Origin of the sequence: Herpetosiphon giganteus (assembly GCF_016907925.1) — a bacterium.
In the GTDB taxonomy this organism is placed as follows: Bacteria; Chloroflexota; Chloroflexia; order Chloroflexales; family Herpetosiphonaceae; genus Herpetosiphon; species Herpetosiphon giganteus.
Map to the genome: position 1 here is coordinate 1 of NZ_JAFBCZ010000061.1, position 9510 is coordinate 9510.

Consider the following 9510-nt stretch of genomic DNA (forward strand, 5'->3'; position numbering starts at 1 on the left):
ACCATCACGTGGAAACTCCCTGCCTTTCGGACGCTTGACTATGAACGGGTTGTCGTCCCATTGCCCGTTCTTGGGCTGGATGTCATGCAGTAAGCCCTTGTCCCTGTGCTAATGGACAGTGCCTTGCTCCACCTGAATATTGAGCAAGCATGCTCCGCGCCACATTATAGTGAGCGGAGCATTAGCTCTTGGTGTGGAGGCAACGATGTTAATTGGGGTTTTAGGTGCTGGCAAAGTTGGCCAATTATTTTGTGAATTGTTGGTTGAGCAGGGGCATACGGTTTTGTTGGCAAATTCGCGTGGTCCAGCCTCGTTGCAACCGTTAATCGAGCAACTTGGGCCGCAGGTTACGGCAGTTACGCCAAGCGAATTACAACGAGCTGAAATGATTATCTTGGTTGTGCGCTGGCAGCATATTCCAGCAGCCTTGGAGCCATTGGCTGATTATCAAGGCATTGTGGTTGACGTAATAAATAACCGTTTTGGGCCAAAACCTGCTGATTTTTACGATTTGGCTGGACGTGGCTCAAGTGAAATTGTGGCTGAACTCTTGCCGCAAGCACGTTTAGTCAAGGCCTTTAATCATCAGCCATTTGCCGATTTGGCTCATTTGCAGGCAACGCCAACGCCCAAAGCCTTGTTTGTGGCAGGCGATGATCAGGCGGCGAAACAGGTTGTGATTGCATTAATCGAATCCTTGGGGGCAACTGCAATGGATTTGGGCAACTTGCGCGAGGGCGGGCGCTTGTTCTCGACTGGAACGGGGCCGTTGGCTGGCCATGGTCGCGTGTTGAGTGTGGCTGAAGCTGAGGCGATTTTAGCCCAAACTGCCTAAAAGAAGAAATCTGTCCAGCGTTCTAGCATGTGTTTGCGCTACTTGCAACCTGTGAACCTGGACAGATTCTTTGCTGTCTACGTGCAAATTATTGCTCGGGCTTACATTCTGGGCGAAATCGGCTAGCCCAAGCCAATTGCTTCGATACCTGAAACACGCCTGTTTTAGGCTCTGCAATAATTATAATGTTGATGCCATTACACAGATGATAAGTCATTTGCGTAATGGCTGGTTTTTTCGTATCTAGATTAATCTGAAATGCCTGACTGGTAAGGGTTTGCGTATACCAGTCGAGGGTTTCGCTGATGCTACTGCTACTGGTAAAAACAAGCGTTGCTGCACCTTTGGTTGCTACTGGCAATTGATGGTGGGGATAGAGTGGAATTGCTTGATTCTTAAAGATAAACTGGCTACACGATGGTGGTGAGCGCATAGGAAAACCTTTGCGCATGGTGATTGTAAACCTGCTTGGCTGGGCTTCCCCTAAAACCGTTATCACCATTCCCGTACATAAATAGTAGGTTTTTTCGCGGCTGGTGGCTGTATCGACGTTTATTTGCTGGCGAAAGAGTTCTTCTGCCAAGCGTTGATCGTACCATGCGAAAGTTTCGTCGAGGCTGCTGGCGCTGGTAAAGCTGGCTTGATGTTGTTTCGATGTTTCGCTATAGCTTACTTGGCCGATTCGCTGTGGATAAAGCGGATAGGGCTGCCACTGAATCTTCCACGAATTAACATCAACCCCAAAGAGGCTACATATAAACAGCATGATGATCCCAAGACAGACCCCGCCGCCGCCAATAATTTCTGGAATTGTGTGTTCACGTAATGGCTTCATTGAGCAATACCTCGAATGTGTGCCCGTGCTTATGGATAGCTATGTGGACCTTTTTAAACTACGAGTTGAAGCTTGATCTGGTGGCATGCGCTGATGGGTTGTTTAATCAAATCTAAAGAATATGTCTCAAATCTTTTTCTAAAATTTTTAGTAAAAAAACAACTTGACATTTAGAGCAATTCTTCTATAATAAGCACAAATTTCAATAACTCTTCAGTGAATTTCACGTTTGCGGGACATTTAGCGACTATGGCAGTGCTAAATCGGCGGTTATCGGGCTGAGAGACCGGTCTATCGCTCATAATAAAACTGCAATAGCCTCCAGAGAACTTATTTTCTTTACTAAAAAAGTAGTTAATCTCCTACCTAAATGTTCGGCAGCTAAGACCCAGCATGCACCTGCTTGCTTCGACAACGGCATCAGAAGCACCTATCTAGCTAGCTTCTCGGTTGGAACAGGCTTGTGAGAATGATCAAGTTTGATTGTCTCTAGCTAAGGAGGCTCATCGACGATCGAATTAGCAACCCAAACGCTTAACATTGTAGTACGTCGTTTTGGATTCAATTTGCTCAAAGAAGAGGAAATTCCCATGGTAAAGAAGCCAAAAAACTTGTGGGGCCTGATTGCGCTCCTGATTCTCGTTTTGCCAATCCTCGCAGCCTGTGGCGGTGCCGCCTCAACTGCAACCACGACCGGTTCAACCCAAGCCACTCCTGCTAGCGATGCTTCAGCTACTACCGCACCAACCGCTGGCACTGATGTCCAAGCTTCTCCTGCTAGTAGCGATGTCAAAGATGTAACCGTCACCTTGCCTTTCCAACAAGGTGGGATTACCAGCCTTGACCACGCCTACTGGTCAGCTCAATTGTTTGTCTCACAAGGCGTTGTTTTCGAAGGCTTGTATGGCTACGATCAACAATTGAACATCGTGCCAAAAATTGCCGAAAGCGCTACCCCTTCAGCAGACAACACGGTTTGGACGATTAAGCTCCGCAAAGATAAAAAATGGTCGAACGGCGACCCCGTTACCGCTAAAGATTTCTACGCTGCTTGGGTTCGGGCAGCTGGCCCAGAATTGAAAGATGCTCCAATGTGGGCAGGCATGATGGGCTATGTCAAAAATGGCTATGCTTTCAAAGCTGGCGCAGTTGGTGTTGATGAGGTCGGCTTCAAATTGATCGACGATTACACCATCGAAGTTACCTTGAGCCAGCCAAACGCTGCCTTCATCAACTTCTTGCCAGTTATGAACGCCATGCCAATCAATGCCAAAAACTTGGAAGCTCATCCAAGCGATTGGTTCGACCCCAAGAACGCTGTCTACAACGGCCCATATATTGTTGAATCGTGGGTCAGCGGCGGCGATATTGTGCTCAAGCGCAATCCCAATTATGTTGGCGACGGCATTGGCAACGTAGGCACGATTGTGTTGCGCCCATACGCCGATGCAAACGCCCGCTTGCAAGCCTTCGAAAACCAAGAAATCCAATTCACCTTCCTTGAAGATGCAAGCCAATTGGCTTACGCTCAAGGCAACCCCGACATCAAAGACAACATCAAGAGCGAAGAAAACCCAATCGTTTGGAAGGGTATTGAATACAACCGCTCATTAGATGCTGGTCCATTGCAAGATGTAAAAGTGCGTCAAGCATTCGCCTTGTCAATCGACAAAAAAGCCATCACCGACCAAATTTTGAAGGGCTTGGCTGTGCCAACCGACACCTTCAATAGCGATGTTCGGGTCAAGGATAAAGTGAAGAGCTTGAGCTACGATGTAGCCAAGGCCAAGCAATTGCTGGCCGAAGCTGGCTATCCAGATGGCGCTGGCTTCCCAGAATTGACCTTCTATGCGCCACCATCAAACGACCCACAGATGCCTTGGATCGAAGCCGTCGTCAAGATGTGGCAAGATAACTTGGGCGTGAAGGTTGTGATTCAAAACAACGAAGGCCCAGTTTATTCAAACATCCAATGGGCAAACTACAACAAAGATATTCAACCAGGCTTCGCTACCCTTGGCGGCCCAATGAACTGGTTCCAACCACTCGACTTGACCTTGGCTACCAACCACATTTGGTACTTCATGGATTACAAAGAAGGTGGCATGGCCAAGTTCGCTGAATATCAAACCCAAATCGATGCTGTGAGCAGCACCGAAGCGGTTGGCGACTGGGCTGCTTTGACCACTCGCGCCGAAGCTGCTTGGACCAAGCGCCAAGAAATCAACAAAATCGAAGATCCAGAAATGGCTAAAATCTCGGCCAAAGCTGCCGCTGCCCCAAGCTTCAAAGAGCAATGGGATGCAATCAACGAACGCTTTACCGCTGCCAAAGACGATGCTGAAAAGCTGACCGCCTACAAAGATGGCTTGTTGTTGCTCTTGAAGGAAGAACAAGACGCAACGTGGTATGATTATCGTACCGACGAAAACAAACAAGCCCAACGCTTGATGTTGAAGTTGGCTGGCCAAACCCTCGACGAAGCTTGGGAAACCTTGCCCGCAATTCAACAATTGGCAATCGACTCAGCTTGGATGATACCCATCTACTACGACAAGTTGTACTACGCAACCGATGCACGCCTCTCAGGCATTGTGATTAACAAACTGGCTTGGGGCGGGATCTTCCAATATCAATACTTACAGTGGACTGAATAAGCTCCGCACAACTGGCGGGTGTGCTAGCACACCCGCCAGCAACCACCACTGTACGCATTCTTCCTGACACACGGCAGTAAGATTTGATCGCCGGCTCTGCCATGATGGAATGCACTGTTGATTACTTGTCATTTAGCAATGGTAGGGTCGTTATGCGAGTCAATTTTATCTTCTTCTTACTCAAGCGCTTGGCGATGATGGCAGTCTCGCTGGTGGTGATTATTGCAATCTCCTATACCCTGCTTGCCAAAGCGCCTGGCAATTTTATGGATGTGCAGCGAGCAGTGGCCGCGATGACCACACTCTCAAACAGTAATAGTGAAACCTTCAAAATTCAAAAAGCCCTCTTCGACGAACGCTATGGCCTCGATAAACCACTGTATATGCAAATTTGGACCTATACCAAAAATGCGGTGACCTTCGATTTTGGCCCCTCGTTTCAAAGCCCAAGTATCTTAATTCAAGATATGGTGCGCGAACGCTTGCCGCGAACCTTGCTGATCGTTTTCCTCGGGATTGGCCTCGCGCTGATCGTCGGGATTCCGCTCGGGGTGATTGCTGGTTTCCGCCGCAATACGTGGGTTGATTATATTGTGACTGGCTTTTCGATGGTCGGCCAAGTTGTGCCTGTCTATGTCTTGGCGATTGTGCTGATCTTAGTGTTCTCTGGCCAGGTTTGGAAGATCTTGCCGAATGGTGGCTGGGATACGCCGCTGCCCACAATTAAGCAATTGATTTTGCCAGTGCTTACCTTAGCATTAGGGCCAATTGCTGGGATTGCGCGCTTTACGCGTAACCAAGTTGCCGAAACCATGAGCCAAGAATTTATTCGCACCGCGCGCTCGAAAGGTATTTCCGAACGCCTCGTGATTATGCGCCACGCGCTGCGCAACTCCTTGATTCCTGTGGTAACAACAACTGCGCCCCAAATTGCTTATGCGTTGGTTGGCTCAGTTTGGATTGAAAACATCTTTCGGATTCCAGGGATTGGCCAATTGTTTGCCACCGCGCTGGGCGCTCGCGATTACCCATTGGTGATCACCAGCACGGTTATTTTGGCCCTTGGGGTGATGTTGGCCAACCTTTTAGCCGACATCCTGTATAGCATCCTTGATCCGCGGATTAAGCTCGAAGCCTAATTTGTTGCGCCCTAGTCTCAAAGGAGAGCTTGTATCATGGCAGTTAATCAGCTTTCACAACCACAAACCCAAGAGGAGCTTCCGGTTGCGGAATCGCTGCTCAAGGTGTTTTGGCGGCGCTATCGCCGTAATACCATGGCCTTGGTTGGCTTAGTTTTGGTCATCCTCTTTGTCATCATCGCCATTTTCGCCCCATTAATCGCACCCTATCACTATAATGATCAGAATTTGGCGGCAACATGGCAACTGCCTTCCAGCGAGCATTGGTTTGGAACTGATGATGTTGGCCGTGATCAATTAAGTCGGATCATTTATGCGGTACGTACGGCAGCGATTGTTGGCATAGGTACCTCGATTCTCTCGCTGATTATCGGAGCGGCGATTGGCTCAGTCTCGGGCATGCGCGGTGGCTTAGTTGACACCTTTTTGATGCGCTTGGTTGAGATTTTCAATTCGTTTCCTTCAACCTTGTTGGCGATTATTTTGGCAACCACCCTTGGCCAAAAAGTAACCACAATTGTGATTGCCTTGGCGATTACCAACTGGGCAGGCTATGCGCGGTTGATTCGCGGCCAAGTGCTGTCGCTCAAAAATCAGGAATATGTGCAGGCTGCCCGCACCTTGGGGGCAAGCGAATGGCACATTATTACCAAATATGTGCTCCCCAACATTCTTGGCCCGATCGCAGTGGCACTGAGCTTTGGGATTCCCTACGCCATGGTTGCCGAAGCTGGGCTTTCGGTGATTGGGGTTGGGATTCGGCCACCAGAGCCATCGTGGGGCAACTTGATCAACTTGGGGATCAACAAAATGCGTGGTTTTCCGCACTTGGCAGTTTGGCCAACCCTTTTGTTTAGTCTCACGCTCTTAGCCTTCACATGGTTTGGCGATGGCTTGCAAGAAATCTTCAACACGAAAGGGGAACGCTAATGAGTGCGCCATTGTTAGAAGTTAAGGATCTCAAAGTTGAGTTCAAGCGGCCTGGTGGCGTGGTGCATGCAGTCAACGGGGTCAATTTTACGCTCGAAGCAGGCCAAAGCCTTGGCATCGTCGGTGAATCTGGCTCAGGAAAATCGGTAACGATGCTTTCGTTGCTTGGTCTAATTGGCCGCACCGGACGGGTTGTCGGTGGCTCGGCGGTCTTCAATGGCGTTGATTTGGTCAAAATGGCCCCGCGTGAGTTGCAAGATGTGCGTGGCCGTGATATTGCGGTGATTTTTCAAGACCCAATGACCAGCCTTAACCCAATTATGAAGATTGGCGCGCAGATTACCGAAAGTATGCGCATGCGTAAAATTTATTCGCAAGCAGAAGCCAAAGAACGGGCAATTGAACTCTTGGATCGGGTTGGGATTCCCCAGCCTGCCAAGCGGCTCAACGATTACCCGTATCAATTCTCTGGTGGCATGCGCCAACGGGTGATGATTGCGCTAGCGCTGGCGCTCAAGCCCAAATTGCTGATTGCTGATGAGCCAACCACTGCTCTTGACGTAACTGTGCAAGCCCAAGTGCTGGATTTGCTTGAATCGTTGCAGGACGAAACTGGCATGGCCATGATTATTATTACCCACGATTTGGGCGTGGCCACCAACTATTGCGATAAATTAGCCGTGATGTATGCTGGCGAAATTGTCGAAATGGCGACGGTTGATCGCTTGGTTGAGCACACATCGCATCCATATGCCTTGGGTTTGCTCAACAGCACGATGGAAATTGGCCATGGCAAAACTGCCATCCAGCCAATTCCTGGCAACCCACCAAGCGCCTTGAAAAAGCATACTGCTTGCCCATTTGCGCCGCGCTGTAGTTTTAAAACCAGCGTTTGCCAAGAGCGCAAGCCCGAATTAGCCACAATCGAACCGAATCACCTGGTTGCTTGTTTCCACGCCGATGAGGTGGTGAAGGCGGCGCAACAAGGTGATGCAGCAGCAGCGGAGGTGATGCTCAATGTCGCTCAACCAATCCACGCCTGAAACAGGCCAGCCCTTACTCAAAGTTGAGGGTGTTTCCAAATATTTTATGCGCGACAAAAGCCGCTTTGCCGCCGTTGAAGATGTTTCCGTAACCCTGAATGCTGGCGAAACCTTAGGCATCGTTGGCGAATCGGGTTCGGGCAAATCGACGCTTTCGCGCTGTATCATTCGCTTGTACGACCCCGAAAAAGGCCGTATTTTCTTCGATGGGGTTGATTTTACCGCGCTCTCAACCAAAGCGTTGCGCACCAAACGCCGCAATATTCAGATGATTTTTCAAGATCCATTGGCCAGCCTCAACCCAATGATGACCGTGCATAGCGCAATTGAAGATCCGATGTTAATTCATAATGTTGGTTCTGCGCGCGAACGCACCAAGCGCGTCCACGAGTTGTTGGAACTGGTTGGGCTTGATATTGGCGCAGCCAATGCCTTCCCATTTGAATTTTCTGGCGGCCAGCAACAACGGATTGGCATCGCCCGCGCTTTGGCCTTGAATCCCAAATTGTTGATTTGTGATGAAGCTGTGAGCGCGCTCGACGTTTCGATTCAGGCCCAAATTTTGCGCTTGCTGCAAGATTTGCAAAAACAATTGGGCTTGGCCTATCTGTTTATCTCGCATAACTTGGCTGTTGTTGAGCATATGAGCGACCAAATTGCCGTGATGTATCATGGCAAAGTCGTTGAATATAATACGGCTGAGGAAATTTTTCGCGCACCCAAACAAGAATACACCCGTAATTTGATTGATAGTGTGCCGAAAATTCCGCGCTCGGATACGATGCGCTTCAAACGCCCGCGCCTCAACAAAGACGCTGCGGAAGCCAAATAGTTTGTCGTTCAAACACGAAGCCTTGGTTGCTTCGTGTTTTTTTGTGTGAGGAATGATCATGATAACGTTGTCGAACCCACAAACTGCGATTAGCGATGCTCGGTTTGCCAAATTGGCACGCGGCATTAATTTGAGCCATTGGTTTGCCCAAGATTATAGCAACCACTATAGTTTGGAGCATTTGCGTAATTACAACACCGAGGCTGATATTGCCTTGCTGGCCAAAATCGGTTGTAGCCACCTGCGCTTTACGCTCAACCCAATTTTGCTGTTGGATGAAAGCAACCCAAGTGAGTTGAATCCAGTCTACTTGGCCGAAGTTGATCGGGCAATCGATCTGATGTTGGCGCATAATTTGGCAGTCATTATCGATTTGCATCCCGAGGACGATTTCAAGCAGCGCTTGTTTAACTCGCCAAGCTTGGTCAAAACCTTTGCGCGTTTTTGGCAAGCTTTGGCGGCGCATTTGGCCCAGCGCGATCCAGAAATGCTCTTTTTAGAGGTTTTGAACGAGCCAGTTGTGACCGATGCCCAGCAATGGGCCTTTGTGCAAGCTGAATTATTGGCCGCCATGCGCGCTGGCGCGTCCAACCACACCCTGATTGCGACCGGCCATAAGTGGTCGAGCATCGCCGAATTGATTGAACTTGAACCTTTGGCTGATCCTAACATTGTTTACAATTTTCACTGCTACGATCCCCACACCTTTAGCCATCAGGCGGCAACTTGGGGTTCGCCCTACTGGCCGCATCTGGAATATTTGCCCTATCCATCAAGCCCCGAAGCCTTAGCGCCGATTGTTGCCACCATTGACGATGAGGTTGCGCGTGATGCAGCCTTGAGCTATGGCGAAGAACGCTGGAACCGCGCGGCACTGCGCGAGTGGATTGGCCAAGCGGTGGCGTGGGCTGAAAAGCATCAAGTGCGGTTGACCTGCAATGAATTTGGGGTTTATCGCTTCAAGAGCAAGCCTGAAGATCGCGCCGCGTGGCTGCACGATCTGCGCAGCGTGCTCGAAGAATTTAATATTGGCTGGACAATGTGGGATTATGCTGGCGGATTCAGCGTGGTTAACGAGCAGAATGGCCAGCGCGAAATTGATGCGCTGACGGTTGAAGCTTTGGGCTTGCAGCAATAATGCTGGATGCCCTCACCCCCCAGCCCCCTCCTTTCAAGGGTAGGTAGTTAACACGGGTGACCATGGTTCCGGATAAAACCGTCCCACGAGAAGTGGCTGGT

The 9510-nt window shown here is 49.6% G+C and carries 8 protein-coding genes; 7 read left to right on the top strand and 1 reads right to left on the bottom strand.

Annotated features, from left to right (window positions below; genetic code table 11):
• Positions 1-205: 205 nt before the first annotated feature.
• The gene (locus JOD20_RS25960) at positions 206-835 is read left to right on the top strand and encodes an NADPH-dependent F420 reductase (protein WP_204758076.1); all 630 of its coding nucleotides are present in this window, start codon (positions 206-208) and stop codon (positions 833-835) included.
• 88 nt (positions 836-923) lie between these two features.
• On the opposite strand, the gene JOD20_RS25965 is transcribed toward JOD20_RS25960, so the two are convergent.
• The gene (locus JOD20_RS25965) at positions 924-1670 is read right to left on the bottom strand and encodes a hypothetical protein (RefSeq protein ID WP_204758077.1); all 747 of its coding nucleotides are present in this window, start codon (positions 1668-1670) and stop codon (positions 924-926) included.
• Positions 1671-2260: 590 nt separating this feature from the next.
• Here JOD20_RS25965 and JOD20_RS25970 point away from each other — a divergent pair.
• The 6 genes from JOD20_RS25970 to JOD20_RS25995 all read left to right on the top strand — a co-directional run bounded on the left by JOD20_RS25970 (position 2261) and on the right by JOD20_RS25995 (position 9409).
• Complete coding sequence (locus JOD20_RS25970; protein WP_204758078.1) at positions 2261-4327, top strand: peptide ABC transporter substrate-binding protein; 2067 nt, start codon at positions 2261-2263, stop codon at positions 4325-4327.
• A gap of 152 nt (positions 4328-4479) precedes the next feature.
• Positions 4480-5466, top strand: coding sequence for an ABC transporter permease (locus JOD20_RS25975; RefSeq protein WP_204758079.1), 987 nt, complete (start codon positions 4480-4482; stop codon positions 5464-5466).
• A 36-nt stretch (positions 5467-5502) separates the two neighbouring features.
• Complete coding sequence (locus JOD20_RS25980) at positions 5503-6396, top strand: ABC transporter permease (RefSeq protein ID WP_204758080.1); 894 nt, start codon at positions 5503-5505, stop codon at positions 6394-6396.
• Positions 6396-7439, top strand: coding sequence for an ABC transporter ATP-binding protein (locus JOD20_RS25985; protein WP_204758081.1), 1044 nt, complete (start codon positions 6396-6398; stop codon positions 7437-7439). The genes JOD20_RS25980 and JOD20_RS25985 overlap by 1 nt, the downstream gene beginning before the upstream one ends.
• Complete coding sequence (locus tag JOD20_RS25990; protein WP_204758082.1) at positions 7414-8271, top strand: ATP-binding cassette domain-containing protein; 858 nt, start codon at positions 7414-7416, stop codon at positions 8269-8271. Before JOD20_RS25985 ends, JOD20_RS25990 begins: the two co-directional genes overlap by 26 nt.
• A 58-nt stretch (positions 8272-8329) precedes the next feature.
• Positions 8330-9409 (top strand): glycoside hydrolase family 5 protein, encoded by a 1080-nt coding sequence (locus tag JOD20_RS25995; RefSeq protein ID WP_204758083.1) that lies wholly within the window; start codon positions 8330-8332, stop codon positions 9407-9409.
• Positions 9410-9510: the final 101 nt, after the last annotated feature.

Excerpts from the sequence above, each read along its gene's own strand:
- JOD20_RS25965 (WP_204758077.1), bottom strand. The coding sequence starts at position 1,670 with ATGAAGCCATTACGTGAACACACAATTCCAGAAATTATTGGCGGCGGC.
- JOD20_RS25995 (WP_204758083.1), top strand. The coding sequence starts at position 8,330 with ATGATAACGTTGTCGAACCCACAAACTGCGATTAGCGATGCTCGGTTT.
- JOD20_RS25975 (WP_204758079.1), top strand. The coding sequence starts at position 4,480 with ATGCGAGTCAATTTTATCTTCTTCTTACTCAAGCGCTTGGCGATGATG.
- JOD20_RS25990 (WP_204758082.1), top strand. The coding sequence starts at position 7,414 with ATGTCGCTCAACCAATCCACGCCTGAAACAGGCCAGCCCTTACTCAAA.
- JOD20_RS25960 (WP_204758076.1), top strand. The coding sequence starts at position 206 with ATGTTAATTGGGGTTTTAGGTGCTGGCAAAGTTGGCCAATTATTTTGT.
- JOD20_RS25985 (WP_204758081.1), top strand. The coding sequence starts at position 6,396 with ATGAGTGCGCCATTGTTAGAAGTTAAGGATCTCAAAGTTGAGTTCAAG.
- JOD20_RS25980 (WP_204758080.1), top strand. The coding sequence starts at position 5,503 with ATGGCAGTTAATCAGCTTTCACAACCACAAACCCAAGAGGAGCTTCCG.
- JOD20_RS25970 (WP_204758078.1), top strand. The coding sequence starts at position 2,261 with ATGGTAAAGAAGCCAAAAAACTTGTGGGGCCTGATTGCGCTCCTGATT.